Consider the following 26077-nt stretch of genomic DNA (forward strand, 5'->3'; position numbering starts at 1 on the left):
TCCTCGCTATCTTGGATCGGTCGTTCCAAGATATGATGCCGGGTATGCCGGATGTCAAACATTTCGACGAGGCGGAAGCGCTGGCCGCGGTCGAGCAGCTGTTCTGGCGCCGCGGGAGCGCGGCGACCGGGATCCAGGACGTGGTCGCCGCGACCGGGCTGAGCCGGTCGAGTCTGTACAACGCGTTCGGCGGCAAGGACGACCTGTATGCGGCGGCCGCGCGCCGGTACCTGGAGCACCGGTCCCGGCCGATGTTCGACCGGCTGGCCGCCGACGGTCGTGGTCTCGCGGCCGTGCGGGCGTTCTTCGACCAGCTGCTGCGGTTGCGGTGCGCGGGTGAGTACGCCGGCTGGGGCTGCATGATGGCGAACGCGAACGCCGAGAACCCGCCGGACGCAGTACGGGCGGTGCTGTCCGAGCACCACGCCGTGCTGCGCGATGCGCTGGCCGCCGGGCTGAAGGTTGCTCAAAGCAACGGGGAGTTGCGCTCCGGGGTCGAGCCCGCAGGCGCGGCCGAGATGCTGACGCTGCTCGCGTACGCGGTGAACCTGCGCTCCCGGTCCGGTGCGACGCGGGCGCAACTGCGGTCCGCGGTCACCGCGGCACTGACCGCGCTCGCCGCCTGATCAGGCGGTCCAGACGCGCGGGTCCGGCCCCTTCGGGACGATGCCGGTCGGGTTGATGCTGTCGTGGGTGACGTAGTAGTGCCGCTTGATCTGGTCGAAGTCGACGGTCTCGCCGAAGCCGGGCAACCCGTACAGGCGGCGCGCGTACGCCCACAGGTTCGGGAACTCGGTGAGCTTCTGGCGGTTGCACTTGAAATGCCCGTGGTACACCGCGTCGAAGCGGACCAGCGTGGTGAACAGCCGCACGTCCACCTCGCGGAGCGTGTCGCCGAGCAGATACTCGCGGTCCTTCAGGCGATCCTCGAGAACGTCGAGCCTCGCGAACAGCGCGTCGTACGCCGCCTCGTACGCCTCCTGGCTGGTCGTGAAACCGCAGCGGTACACGCCGTTGTTCACGTCCCGGTAGATCTCGTCGATCAGCTGGTCCATCTCGGCCCGGTCGTCGGGGATCAGCCGCGGCGCGCCGGCCCGGTGGAAGTCGGTCCACTCCGTGGAGAGGTCGAGCGTGATCTGCGGGTAGTCGTTGGTGACGACCACGCCCGTCGTCGTGTCGACGATCGCGGGCACGGTCACGCGGCCGTCGTACGACGGATCGGTGCGCAGATACGCCTCGGACAGGTACTCGATGCCCAGCACCGGGTCGCGACCGTCCGCGTCGAGCGTGAACCGCCAGCCGCGCTCGTCGCGGATCGGGTCCACGACCGCGAGGCTGATCGCGTCCTCGAGGCCGAGCAGCCGGCGCACGATGATCGAACGATGCGCCCACGGGCAGGCCAGGCTGACGACCAGCCGGTACCGCCCCGGCTCGACCGGCCAGCGGCCCTGGTCGTCCGGTCCTTCGCCGCGCGCCGCGGTGGAGTCGCGGGTGATGCGGCCGGTGAATCTGTTGCCCTGGCGTTTCCATTCGCCGGTCGCCGACGTCTCCTGTACGAACTGTCCCGGGGTCATAGCGTTAAAACTACCCCCGCTGTGAATTGCCTGGGCCTGTGAGCCGTCACTGGCCGTGAGGCGGCACCGGACGTTACAGTCGGGCTGACAAGGTCGTCCGCGACAACGCGGTCACGGGCGGCCTGCGCGGTACGACCCCACCGCGGCCCGTGTCCCCGGCAACCGGTTTGCCGGGCAGATTCCCAGGGATACTGACCTCATGGCCCGCCCACGGAACAACCCCGGCGACCTTGCCGAGCTCCCCACCGAGCTGCGGCCCGATCGCCCGAAGGGTGACCAGATCCGCGAGATTCTGGAGAACCTCACCCGCTCGCTGGCCGTCGGCACCGTGCTGCCGTCCGAACGCGTTCTCGCCGAGCGCTTCGGCGTCGCCCGGATGACCGTGCGGCAGGAGGTCGACCGCGTCGTGGCCGAAGGCCTGGCCAACCGCCGCCCCGGCGGCGGCACCTTCGTCGCCGAGCCGCGCCCGTCCCGGATGCTCGCGTCGTCATTCAGCCAGGACATGATCAACCGCGGCATCAAGCCCGGCGCCAAGGTCCTCGAACACCGCGTCGGCGCCGCCGACGAGCACCTCGCCCGCGAGCTCGAGGAACCGATCGGCACACCGGTCCTGCACCTGGTCCGGCTGCGCACCGCCGACGGCGACCCGATGGCGATCGAGCGCACCGCCCTGTCCCTGCACCGCTACCCCGGCCTCGACGAGATCGACTTCGCCGAGAAGTCCCTCTACACCGAGCTCTCCACCCGGTACGGCGTGACGCTCGGCATGGTCTCCGCCTCCATCGTCGCCGCCCCACCCGAACCGGGCGACGCCGAACTCCTCGAGATCGACAGCTCCACCCCCTGCCTGATCATCACCTCGGCCCCGCGCACCGCTGCCGACCAGGTCATCGAATTCGGCCGCTCCGTCTACCGCTCCGACCGCTACGACATCACCGTCGCCTACCGCGCCACCTGAGGAGTGATCGGGCGCAGGTGACAAGCCGCGGCGCCCGGCTCAGCGCTGGACTTCTACTTGCTGTCCCGCTCTAGATGTTCAGGCTGCGGAGGATGTTGGGGGGTTGGCCGCGGTCCGTCAGGCGGGTTACTACTTCTACTGTCAGGGCCTGGAGGAGCAGGGCGCCTACCAGGGTTGAGGTAGCGCCGGTGGGTTCTGGGGTGCCGGGGACCTCGATGAGGGCGTCACCTGGTTCGCCGCAGTTGTCGAGGACGACGTCGGCGGTCTCGAAGAGGCGTTGGCCGCCGGGGGCGCGGGAGGTGACCGCGTTCGAGTGGGCCAGGGAGGTCAGCGCGATCACCTGGACGCCGCGCGCACGGGCACCCAGGGCGAACTCGACGGGTACGGCGTTCCGGCCTGAGTTGGACGCGACCAGCAGCACGTCGCCGGCGGTGAGCGGGTTGATCTCGAGCAGGACGTCGGCGAGGCCGGGGAGGCGTTCGAGGAGCGAGCTCTTCTGCAACCCCTCGTGCAGCATCAGCCCCGGCTCGAGGATCGCCCGTATGTCGGCCAGCCCGCCGGCCCGCCCGTACAACTCCTCGGCCAGCGCGTGGCTGTGCCCGGTCCCGAACACCCAGAACGTCCTCCCGCCGGCAAGCGCGTCGGCGACCAGCCCGGCCGCCACCCGGATCGCGCCCAGTTGCGTGTCGGCGGCCCGCTGCGCGATCGCCAACGCCTTGCCCAAGTACTCCTCGGCCCCAGCCATGCCCCGAACCTATCGTCCGCACGCCGCTCGACACCAGGCACCCGTCTAGACCACTACGCCCGATCGGCAGCTCGACAGTACGTATCGGCCCACCGGCGCCGCCCGCACGCCTGACGCGGCGGCCACCATCGGGGCAGTGGGCGTATACGTACTGTCGAGCTGCAAAGAGCTAGACGGTCACGCCGATCGCCGTGCGGTGGTGTGTCGGGTTGTCCGCCTCGTCGACGAGGGCGATGGCCAGGTCGGCGTACGAGATCAGGTCGTGGGCATTCGCCGAGGCCACGCGGTAGCCGCCCTTCCGGGACGGGTTGGCGTGGTCGAAGTCGCCGGTCGGTGCCACTGACACCCAATCCAGCGGCGAGGCGGTGAAGACGTCGAGCGCCGCCTGGTGGGCGAGGAAGAACGAGCGGTACTCGGTCGGATACCCCGCACTGTCCATCAGCAACGTCCCGTCGGCGGTCGGCAGGATCGACGCCAGCCCGACCCACACCAGCCGAGCGACCCCGGCCTTCTCCAGGCCTTCGACGAGAGCCCGCGCCGCGCGGGGGAAGAACTCGGCCGGGTCACTCCCGCCGTCGTAGACCCCGGCGATCACCGCGTCGTACCCGGCGGCCAGATCGGCGATCCGCCCGGCGTCCGTCACGTCACCGGAGACCAGCCCGGCATCCGCCGTACGGGCCACCGCGACCACCTCATGACCGCGGCCCCGCGCCTCCTCCACCGCGGCGCGGCCGGCTCGTCCACGCGCACCGATGACCAGAATCTTGCTCACTGCAACCTCCTCTGAACGGGTACGGCGACCGTAGAAGGGGGCATGGTTACCGATTGGATACCTTGGGAGGCATGGAGGCGCTGCGAGCGGACATGTTCGAGGAGATCTGCCCGTCGACCCTGCTCCCGTTCCGGGTCGGCACCGACAAGTGGGCCGGCATGGTGCTGCGCTGCCTGGAGGACGGCCCCCGCCGGTACTCCGAGCTGCGGGTCCCGCTGGCCCGGATCAGCCCGAAGATGCTCACTCAGTCGCTCCGCAACCTCGAGCGCGACGGGTTCGTCAGCAGGGCGCAGGACGAGCGCCGGGTCACCTACGAGCTCACCGCTCTGGGGCGCAGCGTGCTCGGTCCGCTGCGCGCGTTCTGCGACTGGGCCGAGGAGCACTGGGACGAGCTTCTGGACGCCCGCGAATCGTAGGTCGCGCCAACGCTGGCGACGAACCGGTCAGCGCTTAGACTGCGCGGGTGGATGAGCAGACTCCGACCGCCCTGACCCAACTGCCGAGCTGGTTGCTGACCCAGAGTGCGGCCCAGGCGCACCGGGTCGTCACCGAGTCGTTCGCGGCCGGCGGCGCGCGGGCGTACCACTTCCGCCTGCTCGCGACGCTGGTCGAGTTCGGACCGGCCAGTCAGGCCGAGCTCGGCCGGCGCAGCTCGATCGACCGCAGCGATGTGGTTGCCGCGCTCAACGAACTGGAGGCGGACGGGTACGTCGAGCGCAGCCCGGACCCGGAGGACGGCCGCCGCAACGTCATCACGATCACGACGGCCGGCAAGCGCCAGTACCGCCGGCTGACGAATCTGGTCGGCAAGGCGCAGGAGGAGATCTTCGCGCCGCTGTCGGCCACGGACCGTACCCGGCTGACCACGATCCTCGGCAAGCTCCTGGCCTACCACCAGGGTTAGTACGTCGGCAGCTGCGCGCGGACGGCCTTCTGGGTCCGGCGGACGCGCAGCTCGCGGGCGTGCACCCGGCGGCGCGCGGCCCAGGAGATCTTCCGGCGTTCCTCGGTGGCGAGAGTCGGCGTCTGGGCGTTCGGCTGCATCGGGTTCACATCAACTCCGATGCACAGCCGGGCGGTTCGGTTCCGCCGTACGCCGGAATTCCCGGGCCGCCTGTCCTGCGGCGGCGCCTGTTCGGCGCAGATTCGGACCGGCTCGGCGATACGCCGGTTCCCGTGGCGGGGTCGGCGTTGGTAGAAAGGTAACCGGGCGCTCCAGCGCGCCGAAGCCAGCGATGAGGAGTCGTCGACGTGACGAATGCAGAGCCACCCCAGTCCGAGGCACTGTCGAACCTGATGCACGAGGAGCGCCGATTCGACCCGCCCGCCGAGCTGGCCGCCAACGCGAACCTGAAGGCCGACGCCTACGACCGGGCCGCGGCCGACTTCGAGGGGTTCTGGGCCGAGCAGGCCAAGCGGCTGACCTGGGCAACCGAGCCGACCGAGACGCTGGACTGGAGCAACCCGCCGTTCGCCAAGTGGTATGCCGACGGCAAGCTGAACGCGGCGTACAACTGCGTCGACCGGCACGTCGAGAACGGTCTCGGCGACAAGATCGCCTACTACTTCGAGGGCGAGCCCGGTGACACCCGGGAGATCACCTACGCGCAGCTGAAGGACGAGGTCAGCAAGGCCGCGAACGCGCTGCTCGAGCTGAACGTGCGGGCCGGTGACCGGGTCGCGATCTACATGCCGATGATCCCGGAGACGGTCGTCGCGATGCTCGCCTGCGCCCGGATCGGCGCCCCGCACACCGTCGTGTTCGGCGGCTTCTCCGCGGACGCCCTGAAGGGCCGTATCCAGGACTGCGACGCCCGCGTCGTGATCACCTCCGACGGAGGCTACCGCCGGGGCGCCCCGGCCGCGCTCAAGCCGGCCGTCGACACGGCGCTCGAGGAGTGCCCGGACGTGCGGAACGTGCTGGTCGTGCGCCGTACCGGCCAGGACACGGACATCGTCGAGGGCCGTGACCTGTGGTGGCACGAGTTCGTCGAGAAGCAGTCGGCCGAGCACACGCCGGAGGCCTTCGACGCCGAGCACCCGCTGTACGTGATGTACACCTCGGGGACGACGGGCAAGCCGAAGGGCATCCTGCATACCACGGGCGGCTACCTGGTGGGTACGTCGTACACGCAGTGGGGTGTGTTCGACCTGAAGCCGGACACCGACGTCTACTGGACCGCGGCCGACATCGGCTGGGTCACCGGCCACAGTTACATCGTGTACGGCGCCCTGGCGAACGCGACCACCTCAGTGCTGTACGAAGGCACGCCGGACACGCCGCACCAGGGCCGCTGGTGGGAGATCGTCCAGAAGTACAAGGTCTCGATCCTGTACTGCGCGCCGACGGCGATCCGGACGTTCATGAAGTGGGGCGCCGAGATCCCGGCGAAGTTCGACCTGTCCTCGCTGCGCGTGATCGGGTCGGTCGGCGAGCCGATCAACCCGGAGGCGTACGTCTGGTACCGCGAGCACATCGGCGGGAGCAAGGCGCCGGTCGTCGACACCTGGTGGCAGACCGAGACCGGCATGCACATGATCTCGCCGCTGCCGGGCGTGACCGCCGGCAAGCCGGGCGCCGCGATGACGGCGATCCCGGGCGTGAACGTCGACGTCGTCGACGACTCCGGCAACCCGGTCCCGAACGGCTCCGGTGGCTACCTCGTCATCACCAAGCCGTGGCCGGCGATGCTGCGCACGCTCTGGGGCGACGACCAGCGGTTCGTCGACACGTACTGGTCGCGTTGGGAGGGCATGTACTTCGCCGGTGACGGCGCGAAGAAGGACGAGGACGGCGACCTCTGGCTGCTCGGCCGGGTCGACGACGTGATGAACGTCTCCGGCCACCGGTTGTCGACGACCGAGATCGAGTCCGCGCTGGTCTCGCACCCGAAGGTCGCCGAGGCCGCCGTGGTCGGCGCGTCCGACCCGACGACCGGGCAGGCGATCGCCGCGTTCGTCATCCTGCGCTCGGAGGCCGGCGACGGCGGTCCGGACGTGGTGCAGGAGCTCCGCAACCACGTCGCCAAGGAGATCGGCCCGATCGCGAAGCCGCGGCAGATCATGGTCGTCTCGGAGCTGCCGAAGACGCGCTCCGGCAAGATCATGCGCCGGCTGCTGCGCGACGTGGCCGAGAACCGCGAGGTCGGCGACGTGACGACGCTCGCCGACTCCACGGTGATGGACCTGATCAAGTCCAACCTCGAGTCCGGCAAGTCCGACGAGGACTGACCCCGAGCCGTACAGCGACGGGCCCCGGTTAGCCGGGGCCCGTCGTTGCGTCAGAGGAAGGACGGGAGCTGCTCGAGGGCGGTGACGTCCGGCGGGGGGAACGCGGCGGAGGGGCCGTTCGGTCCCTCCTCGGGGCGGCGCAGGTAGCGATCGACGAAGCGCTGGGTCGCGGTGAGCACCCCGGCGCACTGGGCGGTGGTGAGCTTTCCGTCCTGGACGGCCTCGCCCAGTTCGTCGAGGTCGAGGATCTGGTAGCGATCCAGCGCAGGCGGGATCAGGAAGTCCACGTACAGGTCGTGCACGATCAGCCCGTCGTCGGCGCGCTCGATCTCCACCAGGTCGACGTACCACCAGCCCTCGACCGGCCCCTCGAAGACGGCCGGCTTGGTCAGCTGCACCCCTTCGCCGAGCAGCAGATAACTCCGATCGACGGCCGGCCGGCCCGGCACCTGGTACCGCGGGAGGATCCGCACGTCGTACGCGACGACCTCTCCGAGCTGCCGGGCCGGACACCATTGCCCGGACCGGTGCAGGACCCTCATGCCGGCCGGGCGCGGAAAATGATGATTCCGACGTGCTCCGAGAGCCATTCCTGCTTGTGCGGAAAACGTTGTTTGTTCTCGTCGGACAGCTGCGGTTCGAGCACGTGCTCGACCCGGAAACCGTTGTCGGTCAGCGCATTGTGGATGCTGGAGAACGTGTCCGTCGTGTGCGTGATGGTGATGTCCGGATTCCACCGCGACGGGTACGAGTACGGGCCGACCGTGTGATACGCGTCGCCCAGCGCGATCCCGTCCCGTGCGGAGCGCTCCACCGCCCAACGGATCGGGTGCGCCATCGACACGACCAGGACGCCGTCGTCGGCGATCAGGGACCGCACGGCGCGAAGGGTTCTGCCGCGGTTGCGGGCGTAGGCGAGCGACTGCAGGAACAGGACGACGTCGAAGCGCCGGCCGTTCAGTGCGTCGATCTCGTCGAGGGTCGACAGGTCGCCGGGGACCAGGGTCACGTCGGTGCCCTCAGGTGGGGTCAGGAACTGGGCGCCGACGTCCACCCCGACGGCGGAGGCGGCACCATGTTCGTGAACGAGTTCGATGGTCTTCTCGCCGTTGCCGCAGCCGATGTCCAGCACGGTGCGGCCCTCGACGGGGCCGATCAGGGAGCGTTGCGCGTCCCATTCCATCAGCTGGTCGAGTGAGTCGTCGCGGGCCCGGGATTGCTCGTAGTCGGTGGTCAACGTCTGCCAGGGGTCCATGACCGCGAGGCTATAGAGGTCTGGCCCTGGCGGGGACTATTTTCGGGGCATGACGGCCGTGCTTGCGATCATCCATGCCGGGTTGGCTGCGGCCTGGGTCGGCGGAATGGCGTACTCGTTGTTCGTGGTGCAGCCGAAGCTGAAGAAATACTTCGGACCCGACCAGGACGGTCGCGAGACGCTGACCGCGGTGATTGCCTCGGGCAACAGGTGGAAGGTGATCGGCCTGATCGCCGTGATCGCGCTCACCGGTGGCGGCCTGCTCCTGATCAACCGGGACGACTGGCAGCTGCACGCCGTCAAGGGACTGCTCCTGCTGATCGCCACCGGGATCTTCTGGTACGTCTCCTGGCGGCACTGGCCACAGCGCGTCTTCGCGACCACGGCCGAGCTGCCGAAGCTGCAGTCACGGTTGGTGACACTGGCGACCGCGATGCTCGGACTCGCCGGTACCGCATTCGCGCTCGGAGTGCTCGCGGCGCAGCTGTGAGCAGCGGCGCACCGTAGCGTGCGCATTTCGTCGCGGATCGTGGGTAGTTTGACCACGTGACCCGCCCTGTTCATCCTTCGACCGACCCCGCCGAGCAGCCTGCGACGTACGGCGAGGTCTTCGGTGTGGCCGAGTTCCGCTGGCTGTGGCTGGCGCAGCTGGGCTCGGTGATCGGGGACCAGCTGGCCCGGGTCGCCCTCGCCGTGCTCGTCTTCGACCGGACCGGCTCGGCCGGGCTGTCGGCGGTCACCTACGCGTTGACCTTCCTGCCCGACATCGTCGGCGGCCCGCTGCTGTCCGGCCTGGCCGACCGGTATCCGCGCCGCCGGGTGATGATCTGCTGCGACATCCTGCGGGCGTTGCTGCTCGCCGCGATGGCGATCCCCGGCACCTCGTTGTGGATCCTGTGCGTCCTGCTGGTCGCGGTGCAGCTGCTCGCCTCACCCTTCCAGTCCGCTCGGGCGGCTCTGCTGCCGTCGATCCTGACCGGCGACAAGTTCGTCCTGGCCAGTTCGGTGACCAACATCACCGCGCAGGCGGCCCAGCTGGCCGGTTTCGTGACCGGCGGCACGCTGGTGGCGGCCTTCGGCGTCGAGAAAGCGCTGCTGGCCGACGCGGCCACGTTCGCGTTGTCCGTGCTGCTGCTGAAACTCGGCGTCCGGGAGCGCCCGCTGCCACAGTCGGACGACGCGCGTCCGGGATGGTGGGAGTCGTTGTCGGCGGGCGCGGGGCTCGTCTGGAGCGACCGGCGGCTGCGCTACCTCGTCGCGCTGGCCTGTGTTGCGGGTTTCTACGTGAGCATCGAGGGACTTGCCGCGCCGTACGCCGCGGCGGTCGGCGGCGGACCGGTCGCCGTCGGGATCCTGCTGGCCGCGAATCCGGCCGGCCAGATGGTCGGCATGCTGCTGCTGACGCGTGCCGCACCGGCGCGGCGGCTCACGCTGATGGGACCGCTGGCGATCGGGTCCTGTGCACCGCTGATCGGCTGCGTCGTCCAGCCCGGGCTGTGGGTGACCGTCGGGTTGTGGATGCTCTCCGGACTGTGTGCGTCGTACCAGCTCGCCGCGAGCGCGGCCTTCGTGCTGAACGTCCCCGACGCACAGCGCGGCCAGGCGTTCGGCCTGGCGCGCACTGCGCTGATCGTCTCCCAGGGGGTGGGAGTGCTCGTTGCCGGGGCGGCGGCAGATCGGTGGTCGCCGGGTCTGGTGGTGGCGACCGCCGGTATTGTCGGTGTGCTCGTCGCAGCGGGTGCGGCGTACGGGTACGCCGGCGCTACGCGACAACCGGCATGAGTGGTCACCAGTCGTTGTTCTGCATGGCGGCGGCCTCCTCTCGCGGGATCCGGGCGAGGTAAATAACGGAGAAGCCATGACAATGCGTGCATGTCGCGGCTACTCTGTGACAAGGACCGACTGTGAGGCGGGGGTCTTTTTCATGAGTATCCGGCATCGGCTGGCGCACCGTCGCCTGCGCCGGCGTCAGGACGCGGCGTGGAGCCCGACCAAATGGGCGCTGTGGTCGCTGCCGCGCACGGTGCTGGGTTACGTTCTGGCGGTCGAGATCATCACCGCGGTCGTCGTCGCGTCGACGTTCGACCTGGTCGCGATCACGTCCAGTGACTGGATCCGGCTGCTGGTGCTGGCCGCCGGATCGGCGATCCATATCGAGGCCGCCCGCGACATCGAGCGGCTGCGCAAGGTCGGCGCCGAAGGCATTCCGTACACGAACCTGAAGGGGATGTGGACGTTCGCCGGCGTGCTCATCCTGCCTCCGCCGCTGGCCGCCGCGCTGATCATCAGCACGTACGTCCACTCCTGGCTGCGGGTTCGTCGCGTCGCGCCGTACCGCTCGGTGTTCACCGCGAGCACCGTGCTGCTGGCCGGAGCCGCCGGCGCGGTCGCGCTGGCCACGATCCGCCCCGGCGTCTATCCCGGCTATCCGTCCGGCCCGCTCGGCCTCGCCGCGGTCGTGGCGGCCGGTCTGGCGTACTGGTTCGTGAACTTCGCGCTGGTCGCGGGCGCGATCATGCTGTCCAACCCGGACTCCCCGGGGCGCAACGCCATCGGCAAGCTCTCGGAGCAGCTGATCGTGGCCGGCTCGCTCGGCCTCGGTGTCGCCACCGCCGCCTTGCTGCTCAGCCAGCCGTGGGCCGTCGCGGTCCTGCTGCTGACCATCCTCGGCCTGCACCGGGCGCTGCTGGTCGAGCAGTTCCAGGCGGCGTCGCGCACCGATCCCAAGACCGGCCTGGCGAACGCCGCGTTCTGGCACGAGATCGCCCGCCGCGAGTTCGCCGGCGCCGAACGCACCAGCTCCCGGCTCGGCGTGCTGTATCTCGACCTCGACCACTTCAAGGCCATCAACGACACCTTCGGCCACATGGCCGGTGACGAGGCCCTGAAGGCGGTCGCCGCCGAGCTGCGCCAGGAGGTCCGCGACAACGACCTGGTCGGGCGACTCGGTGGCGAGGAGTTCGTGATCCTGCTGCCGCAGACGTCCGCGGCCGACACCGCGCTGGCCGCCGAGCGGATCCGGCGCCGGGTGGCCGGCCTGGCGGTCACGATCCCGACCCCGAACGGGCCGGTCCTGTGCGAGACGATCACGTGTTCGATCGGCGCCGCGACGTACCCGGAGTCCGGCGCCAGCCTCGACGAGCTCCAGATGGCGGCCGATCTGGCCATGTACCAGGCCAAGGACGCCGGGCGGAACTGCGTGGTCTCGGCACCGGCCAACGGCGGCGACCTGCCCGCGTCCTGACTCTCCGGGCTCCAGGCCGCGGGCCGCCGTGGTAGGTGATGTTTGGATGCCTGTGCCAGGATTGCGCTTCCCCACGGAGGTGATCACGATGGCGCAGGAAGCATTGCAGCTGCTGGTCAGCATGCACCGGATCGTCAGGCACCTGCGCCGCAGCAGGACCACCACGCTGCTGCATCCGACGCAGTTCCTGGCGTTGATGCTGATCGCCGACGAGCAGCCCATCCGGATCGGTGAGATCGCCGCGCGCGTCCCGTGCTCCCAGCCGACCGCGACCACCACGGTCGCGGCGCTGGAGGAGTCCGGCCTCGTCCGGCGCGAACCGGACCCGGTCGACGGCCGGGCGACCGCGGTGGTGCTCACCGAGGCGGGCGGCCAGACCGTCGAGGCGTCCGGCCGTCAGGCCGCGGACGAGCTCGCCAAGCTCCTCGACCGTCTGGACGAGGCCGATCGAGCGCTCGTCCTGCAGGCGGGCGCGGTCCTGGCTCGCGTCACCGACGGCCTCTAACGCAGCCCGGGTACGACGGTCACCGTGTACGGCGGTGTGCCCGGCGCGACGTCCAGCTGGCTGTTCACCCACAGGAGCCGGCCTCGGTCGCGGGCGATCGTCGTCGGGGTCGCACCGGCCGCGCCGGGCCCCGAGTCCGCGACCAGCGTCGCCTGGGTGAGGTCGTCGTTCAGCAGCGCGAGCCGGGTCACGTACTTCCCGCCGCCGGCGTTGTGGACGGCGTACAGCCGGTGTCCTTCGAGCAGGTAGCCGTCGCCGGACAGGATGCCGTTCGGGACGTCCAGGACCGTCACCTGCCCGCTACGCAGGTCGATCCGGTAGGTGACGTCCTGCCCCTGCTCGCCGACCAGGAGGACGCGGCCGTCGGTGACGATCCCGTTCAGGAAGTACGGCGTCGGCTGGATCCGGTCGCGGGTGATCCACGGTTCGAGCTCGCCGAGACCGTCGCGGGTCAGCGGCGCCCTCCAGATCTGGTTGTGCGCCGAGTCGGTCACGTAGACGGCGTCGCCGGCGATCGTGAAATCGTTGAGGAACGAGCCGTCCGCGGCCTTCCGGACACCGAGCAGCCGGCCGCGGGCGTCGTACAGGAAGAGTTTCGACGTGCTTGCCCCGGCGACCAGGACCCGGCCCCAGCGGTCCAGGTGGATGCCGGTGGCCGACGTCCGCCCGTCGTCGCCGGCCTCGAGGAACAGGCTGAGGCGGGACGAGCGGGTGGTGCCGCGGTACACGGCGCCGGTGGCGACGCTGGTCACGTACATCGTGCCGCCGGGCGTGACCGCGATTCCCTCGAGGTTCTCGCCGGGCGTGGTCGAGACGACGTACTCGGTCGGGCGATGGACGGGACTGGCCTGCGCGGTGACCGACGGGGTGGTCGCGGCCAGGGCCAGGACGGTGAGGACTGCGAGACGTTTCATCGGGTCAGCGTGGGATCGTACGGCGGCCGGCGGCGACCGGATTCGGCCAGGGCCGAAGAGGTCTGGGCGGGAGACCCGGCGGCCGTCACAATCGGGGAATGATCCGGGTCCATTTCACCGCGACGGACCTCGGACGGGTCACGTTCCCGGCCGAGCCGCACCCGCTGTGGGAGACGGCGCTCGCGGCCCGGGCACTCGGGGCCGGGTCGATCTCACCGGTCGCGCGCCGGTGGCGGCGTACGGCGGCGCCGCGGGTGCAGGGGTCGATGCGCCCGCTGTTCAAGCTGATCTCGCCCGGTGGGCTGTTCCCGGACTTCCTGGTCCCGGACGTGCCGGGGCCCGATCTGGACCCGGCGGTCGAGGCGTTGACGGACACGCCGGCCGACGTGATCCGGGGTGAGCTGGAGCCGTGGCTGCCGCCGGACATCGACCGGTACATGCGGGGGTTGCTGGACGGGCGCGCCGGCTCGCGGCGGGCGCTGGGGGCGGCGGTCCGGGACTTCTACCAGCAGGTGGTGGCGCCGTCGTCGGGTGAGCTGCACCGGCGGTACGGCGCCGATCTCGGGGTCCGGTCGCGCGCGGTCCTGCATGGCGGCACCGACGCGTTGCTGTCCTCGCTGCATCCGGATGTCGAGTGGTCGACGCCGATCCTGACGACGTACGGCCCGGAGGACGGCTGGACCGCGGACATCCACCTGGAGGGCCGCGGGCTGGAGCTGTACCCGTCGCCGCTGGTGTCGAGCTGCCTCGCGATGGACGCGCCCGGCCGGCGCCCCGTCCTCGTCTACCCCTGCGCCGAACTGACCGAGCCGACCCTCGACGCCACCGACGCCCTGGCAGACCTCCTGGGCCGCACCCGAGCCGCCGTACTCCGCTCCCTCACCCACCCCGCCACCACCACCCAACTGTCCCGCCGCGTCGGCATCTCCCTCGCCTCCACGTCAGAACACACCCGGGTCCTTCGCACCGCCGGCCTGATCACCACCCACCGAACCCAAGGCACCGCGCTCCACGCCTTGACTCCCACAGCCCACAACCTCCTCACCGGGGCATCCCAGGGCATCCAGGGGCAGATAGCAAAATCCACCCCGAACAGCTGAATCCAGCGCTACAGTTGATCTTGCTCGTGGACAGAAGAGTCCCTTGAAGTGGACCCGGCAGCCTACCGGACGGTGGGTGAGCCGGGTCGGCGCATGTTAGAGCTCTCTTTCCTGGCTGTAGGGCGCGACTAGCCGGCGCCAGTGCCCGCCTCGAGCCCACGCTGCGGCGACGGCATCCGGCACCCAGAGCAGCGCGTCCAACTTCGGAGCCAGGAGTTCCCAGCGCAGGTCGAAGCACCCGAATCGGTGACATGCCGCATGCAGCGTTGTGTGGTCTTTGTCGTAGGTCGAGTCGTCTCGCTCGATCACCAGCCGCTCGGCGTCTCCGGCGTTGTCGCGCACGATGGCTTCAAGACATCGCCTTCTGTTCGCGGGAGTCTCGCGATCTACGTGGTACACGTCGACCAGCAGATGGAAGTCGCCGATCATCTTCAGGATCTGCTTGCGTCTGCTGTCGGTTTCGTTGTTGAAGTGAAGGCGCTCCTGGCCGGGCAGCAGAAACGACCGAAGAGCTTTCCGGTTGACCGTCACCTCGTCTGCTGGACATCGAGCCGCGGCCATGAGCAGACCTCGGGATTTACTCTCGTCGACGAACACGTGGATCGGCATTTCCCCGCCCTGTTGAGTGGCAAGGCATGAGCTTCACACGTGGAACGGCGGTGGCCCGGGTGTGACACCGGGGCATCCCGGGGCAGTGTGGGGCAGATCGGCGAGGGCCTCGGACGCACGCGAAACAAGGGGGAAGCCGCCGGAGGGCGTGAGACCTCCGGCGGCTTCTGAGCGTCAGTTGCGGTGGATGGTGAAGGTTGTGGTGGTGTTCTGGATGTCTGTCGCGTTGTTGGTGAGGGTCAGGTTGTTGAAGGTGACTTCGCCGCGGGCGGGGCCTTCGCCCGGTTCGGGGAGTTCGTTGGCCCAGACGGCGTAGCCGGACTTGGCGTCGAACGCGTCACCGGACTTGCGGGCGCCGGAGACCGTGGTGTTGGTGAAGACGGTGTCCGCGACCGGGAACAGCGGGCTGCCGCCGGCGTAGTCGGTCTGGAACATGATCCCGGAGTAGGTCGGGTCGACGACGTCCAGGTCGGAGACCCGGATGCCCTGGAACACCTTGGTCGCCGAGTAGATCCACACCGCGGGGAACGTCTGGTTGCCCCAGAAGTGACCGCCGGACCGGACGACCGAGGCGTTCTGGAACTGCGTCGGCGGCGTGGCCCCGAACCCGTTCATCGGGATCCCGAAGTCCAGCGAGCTGATCGTGATCCCCGGATAGGTGAGCATGTCGGCGGCGTACAGGTTCCGGAAAACGTTGTTCGTGCCGCCGTACACGGCGAACCCGGCGGCCCGCCAGGTGAGCATCGCCGACAGGTTCTCGAACACGTTGTCCCGGACCTCGCCGCCACCGTTGTCGGTGGCGTTGAACAGCGCGAAGCTGTCGTCACCGGTCGAACGCGCCTCGTTGTTGCTGACGGTGTTTCCGGACGACCCGTTCGTCATGTTGATGCCGTCGGCGAACGTGTCCCGGATGCGCGAGTTCTTGATCACCGAGTTGTCGGTGTTCGCGCCCCAGTACAGGCACATCTGGTGCTCGATCCAGATGTTGTCGATCGTCATGTTCGACGTGCCCGCGAAGTTGAACACCTTGCCCGGGCCGTCGTTGCGGCTGTCGTAGTTCCCGAAGTACGAGAACCCGCGGAACGTCGACCCGTTCGCCGACGGCTGCGCGTCGAACCCGACATCGGTGTTCGCCTGGTTCTGCGGCGCCACGAACCGTGTGAACCACGGCCCGGCGCCGACGACCTGTACGGCCCGCCCGGACACGGTGAACTTCGAGGACGTCTGGTACTCGCCCGCCGGCAGGTACACGCCCTGCAGCGTGGTGTCCTGCCGGACCCGGTCGAGCGCGTTCTGCACGTCCTGCTGGGTGAACCCGTTCGGCGTCACGAAGCCCGCGCCGGGGTTCGGGACCGCGGTCACCGCCTCGGTGTCGAGGAAGTCGATCGAGTACGTCGTACCGTTCGCCGGATCCTTCTGCAGCCGGATCTTGGTACCTGCCGGGTAGGTCTGGTCGAGCATCAGGTTCGCTTCGTCGTAGATGTGCCGCGCCGGTCCCGCGCCGGGTGAGTTGTTCGGCGACGCCTCCGCGCCGTACAGCCAGGAGTACTTCGAGGTGAGCGGCAGCGACTTCGCGAAGGTCCCGTTCACGTAGACGCTCAGTGCCGAGGACTGGCCTCCGCCACCGGCGGAGTCCGGGATCGAGAAGCGCGTGACGAGGGTGTTCGTCGCGGCCCGCGTGGTGAACTCGACGTACGCGCCGGTCGAGTTCAGCGTCACCGCGCGCCGCCCGGACGCCTCGCCGGCCAGATCGCCGATCGTCCGGTTCGGCCCGATCACGGCCGCGCCGCCGCCGACCGAGGCGTCCTCGGCCTCGAGGTGGTCGTACGGCAGGTTGGCGCCGCGACCGACGAACAGCGGTCGTTCACTGGTGTTGTTGGTCCGCTTCACCGGCAGTTCGTTCGCGTCGTCGGCCAGCACGACACGCACGGTGTAGCGGCCGTTCGCCGCCGTCCAGTTGCCGAGAGCAACAGCGGGAGTGGTCGCACCGGCCGGGATCGACCCGGTGTAGGCGCCGGTCAGCGTCGTCACCACGGACGACCCGTTCAGCACCGTCAGTGTGATCCCGTGCGCACCGGACGCGGAAGCCACACTGCCCTGGTTCCGCAACGCCACGGAAAACGCGACGGAATTTCCGGCCGACGGATTTCCGGGCGTCCAGTTCACCGCGGCCGCCACCAGGTCCGAACTCGCCACCGGCGTCACGACCAACGGCCCGGAGGCCTGGGCGGTGTTGTTCCCGTCGTTCTGCTCGATCACCGCGTCGGCCTCGTCGACCTTCGCGCTGAGCGTGTACGAGCCGGCGTCCCGCGTCCCGATCGACGCGCTCACCGTCGTCGACGCACCGGCCGCGAGAGCGCCGACCGCCGCCGTGCCGACCTTGGTCGCGCCGAGGTAGAAGTCGACGTCCGTCGCCGCGGATCCGCCGGTGCCGCCGTTGTCGACGGTCGCGCCGACGGTGATCACGTCGGTCTCGACCGGCGAGGTCGGTGTCCAGGTGACGTTGGAGAGCGTGAGATCCGGGTTCGGCGCCGGGACGCCGAGCACCTGCAGCTCGGCCACCTGCCCGGCCGGAGCGCCGGTGTTCCCGGTGAAGTTCAGCCGTACGTCGGCGACGCGCGCGCTGACCGGGATCGTCACCGCGTTGCCGTTCGCCGGGTTGAAGTCGTAGGCGCCCGACCCGACGATCGTGGTGAAGGTCGAGGAGCTCTGCTCGCGGCCGAGGATCGAGAACGTCTGCGTCCGCGGTCCCCAGGCCGGATCGGGATTCAGCCGGATCACGACCGAGCTGAGGTCCGCGTTCGCGCCGAGCTGCGTGGTGAGCGTCGCCGGGTTCGCGTTGCCCTCCCAGTACGTCGTGACGTTGTCGTCGTTGGCGTTCGTCGCGACGTAGGTGTGCACGAAGCCGGATGCGGTGATCGGCTTGTTCAGCGCCAGGTTGCTGCCCGGCCCGCCGCTGCCGTTCCGGGTGACCGTGTTGCTGTTCGCGGACTGGTTGCCAGCGGCATCTTTCGCGCGGACGTAGTACGCGATCGACACGTTGGCGGGCTGGTTGTCGGTGTAGGTCAGTACGTTGCCGGCCACGGTGGTCCGCAGTTGGCCGTTCGCGTAGACGTCGTACCCGGTCACGCCGACGTTGTCGGTCGACGCGTTCCAGGTGAGCTTGATCTGCCCCGTGCCGGGCTCGGTGAAGGCCAGGCTGCCCGGGGCGGTAGGAGCCTGGGTATCACCGGTCGCCGGTCCGTAGACCTCGAGTTCGGACAGCTGGCCGGCCGGCCAGCCGGTGTTGGCGGTGACGCGGATCCGGACGTACCGCGTGGTGGCGGTGCCGTAGTCGACGGTCACCGTGTTGTTCGGCGGGCTGAACGTGCGCGCCGCGGACGCGGACAGATCGGTGAAGTTCTGCCCGTCGGTGCTGCCCTGGACCGCGAGCGACTGGTCCCGGGCGCCCCAGTTCGCGGTCGGCAGTTTGAGCACGACCTGGTTGGTCGCGACCGAGGACCCGAGGTCGACCTGGACCCATTGCGGGAACGCGTTGTTCGCGCTCTCCCAGTAGCTGCTCTGGTTGCCGTCGGTGACGTTCGACGCGACGTAGTCCTGGGTGCTGCTGCTGGCCGACGCGGTCTTGCCGGCGGCGAGGTTGGGACCGGCGAGAACGGCAGCCTGCGCGGCCGGCGCCGGACGGACGAGGGGTGCGGCCGCGAGACTCGCGGCCAGCAAGGCGGTCAGCAACCGCCAGGTCGGATTTCGCATGGGCCTCTCCTGGTGGGGCGGGACAGGGAAGAGCCACCGCGTTGAGAGTTCAAAACTTTCGCTGACTTTGCTCAGTTTTTGCGCGGCGATGGCTCATTGTTACGGCAGCATCAACCGGGCGTCAACGGTTCGTGAACGACGAAAGGGCCGGCTCGCAGCATCTGCGAGCCGGCCCTTCGAGGTACTGCGTCAGTGCTTGGCGGGACCCTCCGCACCGGCGCCGGTCATCGCGCGGACCGAGAGTTCGTTGTAGCGGGTCTCGCTGGTCCGGTCCTTGCCGAGGTAGGTGCCGAGCACGCCGAACAGGAAGCCCAGCGGGATCGAGACGATGCCCGGGTTCGACAGCGGGAACCACTGGAAGTCGGCGCCGGTGATCATCGACTTGTCGCCGTTGCCGGACACCACCGGCGAGAAGATCACCAGCACGACGGCCGAGATCAGGCCGCCGTAGATGCTCCAGGTCGCGCCCGCGGTGTTGAACCGCTTCCAGAACAGGTTGAACAGCAGCGCGGGCAGGTTCGCCGAGGCCGCGACCGCGAATGCCAGCGCCACCAGGAACGCGATGTTCAGCTTCTGCGCCGGGATCGCCAGCCCGATCGACACCGCGCCGATCCCGATCGCCGCGAACCGCGCCACCCGCAGCTCCTGCTTCTCGGTCGGCTTCTTCTTGGCGATCACGTTCGCGTAGAGGTCGTGCGCGAACGACGACGACGAGGTCAGCGTCAGCCCGGCCACCACCGCGAGGATGGTGGCGAACGCGACCGCCGCGATCAGGGCGAGCAGGATCGCACCGCCGGTCGAGCCGGCGCCGCCGCCGACGGACTCTGCCAGCAGCGGCGACGCGACGTTGCCCTTCGACGCCGCGACAGCGGAGCCCTTCCCGGTGTCCAGCAGCGCCGCGGCGCCGAAGCCGAGGGCCAGCGTCATCAGGTAGAACGCGCCGATCAGACCGATCGCCCACTGCACCGAGCGACGCGCGGACCGCGAGTCCGGCACGGTGTAGAAGCGGATCAGGATGTGCGGCAGACCCGCCGTACCGAGAACCAGCGCGAGGCCCAGCGACAGGAAGTCGATCTGGCCGGTGAGGTCCTTGCCGTAGAGCAGGCCCGGCTGCAGGAACGCCTCGCCCTTCCCGGACTTCTCGGCGGCCGTGCCGAGCAGGTCGGAGAGGTTGAAATGGAACTTCACCAGCACCAGGAAGGTGATCAGCACCGTGCCGGCCATCAGCAGCACGGCCTTCACGATCTGCACCCAGGTGGTGCCCTTCATGCCGCCGATCGTCACGTAGATGATCATCAGCGCGCCGACCAGGACGATCACGCCGGCCTTCAGACCCTCGCTCTTGACCCCGAGCAGCAGGCCGACGAGCGAGCCCGCACCGACCATCTGGGCCAGCAGGTAGAAGATCGACACCACGATCGTGGAGGTCGCGGCCGCGGTCCGGACCGGCCGCTGCCGCATCCGGAACGCCAACTGGTCGGCCATCGTGAACCGGCCGGAGTTCCGCAGCAGTTCGGCGATCAGGAGCAGCGCCACCAGCCAGGCCACCAGGAACCCGATCGAGTACAGGAAGCCGTCGTACCCGTAGAGCGCGATCGAGCCGGAGATGCCGAGGAACGACGCCGCGGACATGTAGTCACCGGAGATCGCGAGGCCATTCTGCGCGCCGCTGAACGAGCGCCCGCCGGCGTAGTAGTCGGCCGCGGTCTTGTTCTGCCGGGACGCCCACCAGGTGATGTACAGCGTCACGGCGACGATCGCGGTGAACAGCGAGATGGTCAGCGTACGGTTGCCCGGCTCAGCGGCCAACGGGAGGGCGAGCGGGACGAGCAGCGCGTTCACCGGCGACGCTCCCTCTTGTACTTGGCGTTCAGGCCGTGGGCGAGCGGGTCGAGCTTGCGGTTGGCGAACCGCCCGTACAGGGCCGCGATGAAGAACGTCGACACGAACTGCAGCAGGCCGAAGACCAGCGCGACGTTGATGTGCGAACCGCCGATCTGGTGGCTCATGAAGTCCCGCGCCCAGTTGTTGCAGGCGACGTAGGCCAGGTACCACGCCATGAAGGCGATCGTCCACGGCACCACGAAGTTCCGGTAGCGCCGCTTCAGCTCCTTGAAGTCGGCCGCGTCGTGCACCGCTTCGTACGCGCGGGCGTCCCGCTCGTGCACCACTTTCTCGTCCATGAGTTCCCCTTCACTGGACCGAACAGGTGCACGTTAGCCGCAAGTCGCGCATTTGTGACCTCTAGGGCGTGTCCGACACTCCATCGCCTACTGCGGGGCACTCGGCACGGCACCTCGCCGCACGGGTGCAAAGGCCACGATGCTCCGCATCGAGACCTTCGCCCCCGCACGCCGATGCACCGCACCGAGCACCTCCTCGCTACGGCGCTGGAGCGTCGGACACGCCCTACTGCAACCAAAAAGTTCTCAGAGGTGCGGGGCCACCGGGCCGTCGAGCGTTCGGCGGTAGTTCGCGAACTCGCTCGGGTGGGTGCGGAAGCAGCCGGTGAAGTACGGCATCCGCAGCGGCTCCGGCGGCCGGGCGGTGTGCTCGTAGATCAGGTCGACCTGGTCCAGGACCTGCTCGCGCCTGGTCTCCTTCAGGACGGCGACCCGCGAGTGCGAGCGGGCGAGCTGCCGCAGGCCGTTGCGGTCCAGGTCGTGCCAGTGCCGGAACCGGGCCTGCTCGATCATCGTGAACAGGTTCGACTGCTCCAGGATCGGCGCCGGGTCGAACCGGTCGCTGCCGCCGCTGTGCTCCCCTAGGTGGCCATCGCCCTGCATCACCTGGAAGAGCCGGCGGACCCACGGCACCACGGTGTCGGCGTTGTTCCAGAGCAGGCCGAGGACGCCGTTCGGGCGCAGCACCCGGGCGATCTCCGGCAGCGCGCGGGTGTGGTCGAACCAGTGGAAGGCCTGTCCGACGATCACCGCGTCCACCGACGCGTGCGCGAGCGGGATCGACTCCGCGGCGCCGACCATCGTGTCGATGCCGGTCCGCCGGCGGCAGACCTCGAGCATCTCCTGGGACGGGTCGACGGCGATCACGTCGTGACCCAGCCCGGCGGCGACCGCGGCCAGCTTGCCGGTGCCGGCGCCCAGGTCGAGCACCTGCAGGCCGCGGCCCGGGCCCAGGATCCAGATCAGCGCCTCGACCGGGAACGTCGGCCGGCCGGCGTCGTACGCGTCCGCGACGGCGCCGAACGACGTGGCCCGCGCGGCGTGCGCGCCGGTGTCCGGGACTGCGGCGGAGTCCCCGGCCGGATCATTGGTGGTCATCACCGTAAATCATGCCGTAGCTCCGGGCACGAAGCCTGCTACTCGCCGAGTTTCTTCTGTTCGATGTGCGCGTTCAGCGCGGCCAGCTCCGGATGCTCGTCCAGGATCGCGACCAGCTCGGCGCAGCCCAGCCGGGTCGCGTCGAAGTCCTCGATGAGGGCGTCGAGCAACTTCCAGTCGTCCGCGGTGTCCAGCGTCAGCCGGTACTGCGCTGCTTTGGACGACGGGCTGCCCGACCAGGGCAGGTTCAGCAGCCGCATCTCGCCGGAACGGTTCTGGTGCAGGTACGGCGTGACGTGCTCGCGGTCGGCCTTGAGCGTCGCCTTCGCCTCCGCGTCGTACAAGCGGGCCGCGGAGAAGATCTCGAAGTCCATGCCGCGCGGGTAGGTGCGCTCGAGGCAGTTCGAGATGTAGAGGTCGGGGTCGTTCTCGGCGCGCCACCGATCGACGCCCGCGGCAACGATCTCCGGATCGATCAACGGGCAGTCGGACGTGACCCGGACGAGGCCGTCGAGGGCGTGCTCGCGGGCGGCGCCGGCGAAGCGGCTGAGGACGTCGTCCTCGCTGCCGCGGAACACCGGGATACCGGCCTCGTCGCACAGTTGGGCGACGAGGTCGTCGTTGAAGTTCGTCGTGGTCGCGACGATCACCGGCAGGCCGGTGCGGCCCAGCCGGTCGAGGTGGTGCTCGAGGTACGAGCGGCCGGCGACGGCCAGCAGGACCTTGGCCGGCAGCCGTGTACTGGTCACGCGGACCTGCGTGACGATGCCGATCTTCAGCTGTTCCATCGGAACATCTCCCGGATTTCTGCGGGTCCGGCGACGTGGTCGACGCCCAGTTCGGTGTCGGTGAACTCGGCCGCGACCGCCGCCGGTACGTACGGCTGGTCCATCTCCGGCCACAGCCGCTTGATCCGCGCCTGACCGCCGAACGACGGGTGCTCGTTCTCCAGCACCATGGGATCACCGTAGACCCCGGCGCCCAGGCCGAGCGAGGCGCCGTACAGAACGGCGGAGCTGAGCCGGTTGGAGGCGACCCGCTCGTGCCGGCGCAGCTCGCGCAGCTGCTTGACCAGGAACTTGGCGTCGGTCCGGCGCCAGTGCAGGCCTCGGTAGCCGTGCGTGATCACCCGGAAGCCGGCGTCCTTGTAGACGTTGCGGATCGCGGGCTTCTCGTACTCGTTCCAGTACAGGCAGACGGTCACCGGGCCGGTCTCGTGCTCGTTGATCGAGGCAACGATGCGGCCGTGGTCGCCGAGCACGTGCTGGCCCTCCCAGCCGTGGAACGGGTAGAAGATGGTGCCCTTGGCCCGCTTGTCCGGCGTCGCCAGCTCGGGGTGGATCCGCAGCAGGTACAGCCAGACCGAGCCGATCACCGAGTAGTTGCGCAGGCCGAGCGCGTGGCCGCGGCGGCGGACGCTGTCCGACCAGACGAACTTCGGCATCCCGGGCGCGAAGCTCGTGCCGTGCGCGAAACCGTCCAGGATGTTCCAGCCGTGCTGCAGGTAGCCCCAGATCCGCGGTGGTTCCGGGAGTCCGGCGTACGACGCCATGATGTTGGCGTGCCCGTAGAAGTGGTTGGCGTGGTGCATCAGCGGCGCCGAACCTTCCGCAGGACCCGCTTGAGCCGGCGGCGGATCACCCGGGCGGGGTTCAGCACCGCGTGGCCGACGCGGTAGGGCCGCGAGCGGCGGATACCGCTGACCGTGCCCTCGAACAGGATCGCCCGGGCACTGGCGTGCGCGAGCTCGTCGGCAAGCCGGGCGACCGTGGCGAGCTGCTCGGCGCTGCCCCGCGGGCGGACCACCTCGTCCGGGCTGAACTCCTGCTCCGGCACCGTGATCCCGGCCATCGCCGCGAGCCGCGCCGTCAACGCGTGCGGATCGGCCGCAGCGGGCCATGGTTGCCGCGAGCCGCTGTCCAGCGCGCGCTGCGCGAACCGCCGCAGGTGCCCGACGACATCCAGCTCCTGCGCGTCCCCGAACAGCCGGTACGCCGACCCGTCGAGGATCACGTTGTCCGGCGACCCCGCGCCGCCCGTTCCCAGCCAAGCCACATAACTGGGAATCGTCCTGCGCAGGGTGGCCTGATCGTCGGATCGCAAGGCCGTCAGGAGGTGCTCCTCCAGCAGAACGCCTTCGCCCTCGGGGACGACGCCTTCGGGCAGCGTGGCGGGTGCCGCGGCGCCGACCACGAAGTACCAGGCAGGGGCCAGCTCGAACGCCAGCCCGGCCGCAGCCGCGTCCAGCACCACGCGATACGGGTCCATCAACACGGGACCTTCGTTGCGCGCAGCAACAGCTCGCGCCGCGACCACGGCGGCGAATCCTTCGACCGAGGTGACCGCAACCTCCGCCTGGACAAGCGACGGGAAGACCGCGTACGCGACCTCGTTGTCGAAGCCGGCCGTACGAAGGGCTGTCACGAGTGGTTTGAAGCCGGCCGGCGCGCGGTCTGCGACGTCGCGGCCCCAGTCCTCGTCACGGGGGAGTGCCGCGGTGATGTCCGGCTGCACCAGCCGCTCGAAGCCGAACGCGTTCGTGGCGCCGAGCAGCAACCGGCCGCCAGGCTTCAGCAGGCCGGTGAGTCGCGCGAGACCGTCCGCCCAGCTGAACCCGGCGGTGTCCGGCCCGACGAGCCGCTCGAGACCGTCCAAGGCGACGAGCACGTCGTACCCGTCACCCACACCGCTCTTGTCGTCGGCCGCGAACCGGTCGACGGAGCCGCAGAAGACCTGGCCCTTGACGTCGTCCAGCAACTCGGCGAGTTCCTCCGCGTCCGGCGCCGACCGGACCAGCAGATCGACGGATGCGACCTGGGCAGCGACGGCCGAGACCAGCTCGACAGCATGCGGACCGGCGAGCAGGACGGTGTCATCGGCGGTCAGAGTGGCGGCCAGGAGTGCTCCGGCCGCGGGTCCGGCAGCCGCGGGACGGGCGTCGCCCGGGCGCAGATCCGACCAGTTCAGCATCTCCCCGCCGATCAGGTTCGATCGGGTCACATCGGTCACGTTAGCCAACCAGGGTCAGAAGGGTCTCGATCACCCGGTCGACGTCACTGTCGGTGAGGTCCGGGAAGAGCGGGAGGGAGAGTTCCTCGGCGTAGTAGCGCTCGGCGTTCGGGCACAGGCCGCGCCGGTATCCCTGGCGGGCGAAGACCGGGTGCCAGTAGACCGGGATGTAGTTCACCTGAACACCGATCCCCGCGGCGCGCATCGCCTCGAACACCTCGCGGCGGCGTCCGCCGAGGACGCGGACCGGGTACAAGTGCCACATCGGATCGACTCCGGGCCGCTGCACCGGCGTCCGCAGGCCCTCGGCGGCGGCGAAGGCCGCGTTGTACCGGGCGGTGATCTCCGCGCGGCGGCGCTTGAACTCGGCGAGCCGGCGAAGCTGGGACAGCCCGAGGGCGGCGCCGAGGTCGGTCAGGCGGTAGTTCACGCCGTACTCGTGGACCTCCTGGTGCCACGGGCCCTCGTCGGTGATCTCGAAGCGGGACGGGTCGCGGACGAGGCCGATGAAGTGGAACTCGTGGGCTCGCTGGGCGATCGCCGGGTCTTTGCAGACGACTGCGCCGCCTTCGCCGGTGGTCAGGTTCTTCGTCGGGAAGAAGGACATCGTGGTGACGTCGGCGAGGTCGCCGACCGGGCGGCCGTACGCCGACCCGCCGACGGAATGTGCCGCGTCGGCGAGGGTCTTCGCACCCACCCGATCGGCCAGGGACTGCAGCGCTGCGTAGTCGGCGGCTTGGCCGGCATAGTCGACCGCTGCGATGACCCTGGAACGTTCCGTCAGAGCGGCGTCGACAGCCGCCGGGTCGAGGAGGCCGGTGTCGTAGTCGACGTCGGCGAAGACCACCCGAGCGCCGAGCATGCCCGCGCAGGACGCGGTGGCGACGAAGGTCATGGGGGTGGTGACGACCTCGTCGCCGGGGCCGACGCCGAGGGCGGCGTAGGCGATGTGGAGGGCCGCGGTGCCCGAGGTGCAGCTCACCGCCCGGTGTCCCCCGGCCAGCTCCGAGATCGCGTTCTCGAAGGCGGTGACCGCGGGGCCGGTGGTCAGCCAGTCACCGCGCAGTACGGCGGTGACCGCCTCGATGTCCTCCTCCGCGATCGACTGGCGCCCGTAGGGGAGCACG

26 protein-coding genes are annotated in these 26077 nt (G+C 69.6%); 10 read left to right on the top strand and 16 right to left on the bottom strand.

Going from position 1 to position 26077, the window contains the following annotated elements:
* Positions 1–44 precede the first annotated feature (44 nt).
* Positions 45–626 (top strand): TetR/AcrR family transcriptional regulator, encoded by a 582-nt coding sequence (locus tag ABZX12_RS41835; protein ID WP_355701044.1) that lies wholly within the window; start codon positions 45–47, stop codon positions 624–626.
* On the opposite strand, the gene ABZX12_RS41840 is transcribed toward ABZX12_RS41835, so the two are convergent.
* On the bottom strand, positions 627–1574 hold the full coding sequence (locus ABZX12_RS41840) for a glutathione S-transferase C-terminal domain-containing protein (protein ID WP_355701045.1): 948 nt from the start codon (positions 1572–1574) through the stop codon (positions 627–629).
* Positions 1575–1773: 199 nt separating this feature from the next.
* Between ABZX12_RS41840 and ABZX12_RS41845 the strand changes: the two genes are divergently transcribed.
* On the top strand, positions 1774–2532 hold the full coding sequence (locus tag ABZX12_RS41845) for a GntR family transcriptional regulator (protein WP_355701046.1): 759 nt from the start codon (positions 1774–1776) through the stop codon (positions 2530–2532).
* Positions 2533–2602: 70 nt separating this feature from the next.
* On the opposite strand, the gene ABZX12_RS41850 is transcribed toward ABZX12_RS41845, so the two are convergent.
* Together ABZX12_RS41850 and ABZX12_RS41855 are read right to left on the bottom strand one after the other, a co-directional pair.
* Entirely contained in the window at positions 2603–3277 is a 675-nt protein-coding gene (locus ABZX12_RS41850) for an SIS domain-containing protein (protein ID WP_355701047.1), read from the bottom strand.
* 169 nt (positions 3278–3446) lie between these two features.
* Complete coding sequence (locus tag ABZX12_RS41855) at positions 3447–4049, bottom strand: NAD(P)H-binding protein (protein WP_355701048.1); 603 nt, start codon at positions 4047–4049, stop codon at positions 3447–3449.
* Positions 4050–4120: 71 nt separating this feature from the next.
* Here ABZX12_RS41855 and ABZX12_RS41860 point away from each other — a divergent pair, with 71 nt between their 5' ends.
* The gene (locus tag ABZX12_RS41860) at positions 4121–4465 is read left to right on the top strand and encodes a helix-turn-helix domain-containing protein (RefSeq protein WP_355701049.1); all 345 of its coding nucleotides are present in this window, start codon (positions 4121–4123) and stop codon (positions 4463–4465) included.
* Between the two features lie 47 nt (positions 4466–4512).
* Complete coding sequence (locus ABZX12_RS41865) at positions 4513–4953, top strand: MarR family transcriptional regulator (protein ID WP_355701050.1); 441 nt, start codon at positions 4513–4515, stop codon at positions 4951–4953.
* Here the strand turns inward: ABZX12_RS41865 and ABZX12_RS41870 are convergent.
* On the bottom strand, positions 4950–5093 hold the full coding sequence (locus ABZX12_RS41870; RefSeq protein ID WP_355701051.1) for a hypothetical protein: 144 nt from the start codon (positions 5091–5093) through the stop codon (positions 4950–4952). The two genes, ABZX12_RS41865 and ABZX12_RS41870, sit on opposite strands and share 4 nt — an antisense overlap.
* A gap of 252 nt (positions 5094–5345) precedes the next feature.
* Between ABZX12_RS41870 and acs the strand changes: the two genes are divergently transcribed.
* On the top strand, positions 5346–7280 hold the full coding sequence (acs, locus tag ABZX12_RS41875) for an acetate--CoA ligase (RefSeq protein WP_355701086.1): 1935 nt from the start codon (positions 5346–5348) through the stop codon (positions 7278–7280).
* Positions 7281–7330: 50 nt separating this feature from the next.
* Here acs and ABZX12_RS41880 read toward each other — a convergent pair whose 3' ends face one another.
* Entirely contained in the window at positions 7331–7822 is a 492-nt protein-coding gene (locus ABZX12_RS41880; protein ID WP_355701052.1) for a DUF402 domain-containing protein, read from the bottom strand.
* Positions 7819–8535: a class I SAM-dependent methyltransferase gene (locus tag ABZX12_RS41885; protein WP_355701053.1), complete on the bottom strand. Its 717-nt coding sequence runs from the start codon at positions 8533–8535 to the stop codon at positions 7819–7821. The genes ABZX12_RS41880 and ABZX12_RS41885 overlap by 4 nt, the downstream gene beginning before the upstream one ends.
* 49 nt (positions 8536–8584) lie before the next feature.
* Between ABZX12_RS41885 and ABZX12_RS41890 the strand changes: the two genes are divergently transcribed.
* From ABZX12_RS41890 to ABZX12_RS41905, 4 genes are all read left to right on the top strand, one after another.
* Positions 8585–9025 carry a hypothetical protein gene (locus tag ABZX12_RS41890; protein WP_355701054.1) on the top strand — a complete coding sequence of 147 codons (441 nt, stop codon included), beginning with the start codon at positions 8585–8587 and terminating at the stop codon, positions 9023–9025.
* A 56-nt stretch (positions 9026–9081) separates the two neighbouring features.
* Positions 9082–10317 (top strand): MFS transporter, encoded by a 1236-nt coding sequence (locus tag ABZX12_RS41895; protein WP_355701055.1) that lies wholly within the window; start codon positions 9082–9084, stop codon positions 10315–10317.
* A 142-nt stretch (positions 10318–10459) separates the two neighbouring features.
* Entirely contained in the window at positions 10460–11779 is a 1320-nt protein-coding gene (locus ABZX12_RS41900) for a GGDEF domain-containing protein (RefSeq protein ID WP_355701056.1), read from the top strand.
* 88 nt (positions 11780–11867) lie between these two features.
* Positions 11868–12284: a MarR family transcriptional regulator gene (locus ABZX12_RS41905; RefSeq protein ID WP_355701057.1), complete on the top strand. Its 417-nt coding sequence runs from the start codon at positions 11868–11870 to the stop codon at positions 12282–12284.
* Here ABZX12_RS41905 and ABZX12_RS41910 read toward each other — a convergent pair.
* A complete protein-coding gene (locus tag ABZX12_RS41910; protein ID WP_355701058.1) occupies positions 12281–13198 on the bottom strand; it encodes a superoxide dismutase in 918 nt (305 codons plus the stop codon). The two genes, ABZX12_RS41905 and ABZX12_RS41910, sit on opposite strands and share 4 nt — an antisense overlap.
* Positions 13199–13296: 98 nt before the next feature.
* Here ABZX12_RS41910 and ABZX12_RS41915 point away from each other — a divergent pair, with 98 nt between their 5' ends.
* A complete protein-coding gene (locus ABZX12_RS41915; RefSeq protein ID WP_355701059.1) occupies positions 13297–14298 on the top strand; it encodes a winged helix-turn-helix domain-containing protein in 1002 nt (333 codons plus the stop codon).
* 96 nt (positions 14299–14394) lie between these two features.
* Here ABZX12_RS41915 and ABZX12_RS41920 read toward each other — a convergent pair whose 3' ends face one another.
* From ABZX12_RS41920 to pseC, 9 genes are all read right to left on the bottom strand, one after another.
* Positions 14395–14907 (bottom strand): hypothetical protein, encoded by a 513-nt coding sequence (locus ABZX12_RS41920; RefSeq protein ID WP_355701060.1) that lies wholly within the window; start codon positions 14905–14907, stop codon positions 14395–14397.
* 174 nt (positions 14908–15081) lie between these two features.
* Positions 15082–18660 (bottom strand): discoidin domain-containing protein, encoded by a 3579-nt coding sequence (locus ABZX12_RS41925; protein ID WP_355701061.1) that lies wholly within the window; start codon positions 18658–18660, stop codon positions 15082–15084.
* Positions 18661–18849: 189 nt separating this feature from the next.
* Positions 18850–20502 carry a cation acetate symporter gene (locus tag ABZX12_RS41930; RefSeq protein WP_355701062.1) on the bottom strand — a complete coding sequence of 551 codons (1653 nt, stop codon included), beginning with the start codon at positions 20500–20502 and terminating at the stop codon, positions 18850–18852.
* Positions 20499–20843: a DUF485 domain-containing protein gene (locus tag ABZX12_RS41935; RefSeq protein WP_355701063.1), complete on the bottom strand. Its 345-nt coding sequence runs from the start codon at positions 20841–20843 to the stop codon at positions 20499–20501. The genes ABZX12_RS41930 and ABZX12_RS41935 overlap by 4 nt, the downstream gene beginning before the upstream one ends.
* 246 nt (positions 20844–21089) lie before the next feature.
* Positions 21090–21941: a methyltransferase domain-containing protein gene (locus tag ABZX12_RS41940; RefSeq protein ID WP_355701064.1), complete on the bottom strand. Its 852-nt coding sequence runs from the start codon at positions 21939–21941 to the stop codon at positions 21090–21092.
* A gap of 38 nt (positions 21942–21979) precedes the next feature.
* The gene (locus tag ABZX12_RS41945) at positions 21980–22729 is read right to left on the bottom strand and encodes a glycosyltransferase family protein (RefSeq protein ID WP_355701065.1); all 750 of its coding nucleotides are present in this window, start codon (positions 22727–22729) and stop codon (positions 21980–21982) included.
* Complete coding sequence (locus tag ABZX12_RS41950) at positions 22717–23532, bottom strand: hypothetical protein (protein ID WP_355701066.1); 816 nt, start codon at positions 23530–23532, stop codon at positions 22717–22719. The genes ABZX12_RS41945 and ABZX12_RS41950 overlap by 13 nt, the downstream gene beginning before the upstream one ends.
* Positions 23532–24941, bottom strand: a complete 1410-nt coding sequence (locus ABZX12_RS41955; RefSeq protein WP_355701067.1) for a hypothetical protein — start codon at positions 24939–24941, stop codon at positions 23532–23534. The genes ABZX12_RS41950 and ABZX12_RS41955 overlap by 1 nt, the downstream gene beginning before the upstream one ends.
* 10 nt (positions 24942–24951) lie before the next feature.
* Positions 24952–26076, bottom strand: a complete 1125-nt coding sequence (gene pseC, locus ABZX12_RS41960) for a UDP-4-amino-4,6-dideoxy-N-acetyl-beta-L-altrosamine transaminase (protein ID WP_355701068.1) — start codon at positions 26074–26076, stop codon at positions 24952–24954.
* Position 26077 lies beyond the last annotated feature (1 nt).

The sequence above is a fragment of the Kribbella sp. NPDC003505 genome (assembly GCF_040610875.1).
In the GTDB taxonomy this organism is placed as follows: Bacteria; Actinomycetota; Actinomycetes; order Propionibacteriales; family Kribbellaceae; genus Kribbella.